1 rRNA gene is annotated in these 792 nt (G+C 52.8%); it reads left to right on the top strand.

The annotated features are described in order from the left end of the window. Nucleotides 1–792 (top strand): 23S ribosomal RNA (locus AEYBE204_RS39200); the annotation flags it as partial.

The following is a 792-nucleotide window of genomic DNA, read 5'->3' as shown; positions in this document are numbered from 1 at the left end:
TCCTGACTGACCGATAGTGAACCAGTACCGTGAGGGAAAGGCGAAAAGAACCCCGGCGAGGGGAGTGAAATAGAACCTGAAACCGTGTACGTACAAGCAGTGGGAGCACCTTCGTGGTGTGACTGCGTACCTTTTGTATAATGGGTCAGCGACTTATATTTTGTAGCAAGGTTAACCGTATAGGGGAGCCGTAGGGAAACCGAGTCTTAACTGGGCGATTAGTTGCAAGGTATAGACCCGAAACCCGGTGATCTAGCCATGGGCAGGTTGAAGGTTGGGTAACACTAACTGGAGGACCGAACCGACTAATGTTGAAAAATTAGCGGATGACTTGTGGCTGGGGGTGAAAGGCCAATCAAACCGGGAGATAGCTGGTTCTCCCCGAAAGCTATTTAGGTAGCGCCTCGTGAACTCATCTTCGGGGGTAGAGCACTGTTTCGGCTAGGGGGCCATCCCGGCTTACCAAACCGATGCAAACTCCGAATACCGAAGAATGTTATCACGGGAGACACACGGCGGGTGCTAACGTCCGTCGTGAAGAGGGAAACAACCCAGACCGCCAGCTAAGGTCCCAAAGTCATGGTTAAGTGGGAAACGATGTGGGAAGGCATAGACAGCCAGGATGTTGGCTTAGAAGCAGCCATCATTTAAAGAAAGCGTAATAGCTCACTGGTCGAGTCGGCCTGCGCGGAAGATGTAACGGGGCTAAACCATGCACCGAAGCTGCGGCAGCGACGCTTAGGCGTTGTTGGGTAGGGGAGCGTTCTGTAAGCCGTTGAAGGTGGCCTGTGA

The organism is Asticcacaulis sp. YBE204 (genome assembly GCF_000495855.1).
Taxonomy (GTDB): Bacteria; Pseudomonadota; Alphaproteobacteria; order Caulobacterales; family Caulobacteraceae; genus Asticcacaulis.
Note: the sequence above shows the minus strand (reverse complement) of the source record. Positions and strands in the feature narration are given on the sequence as shown.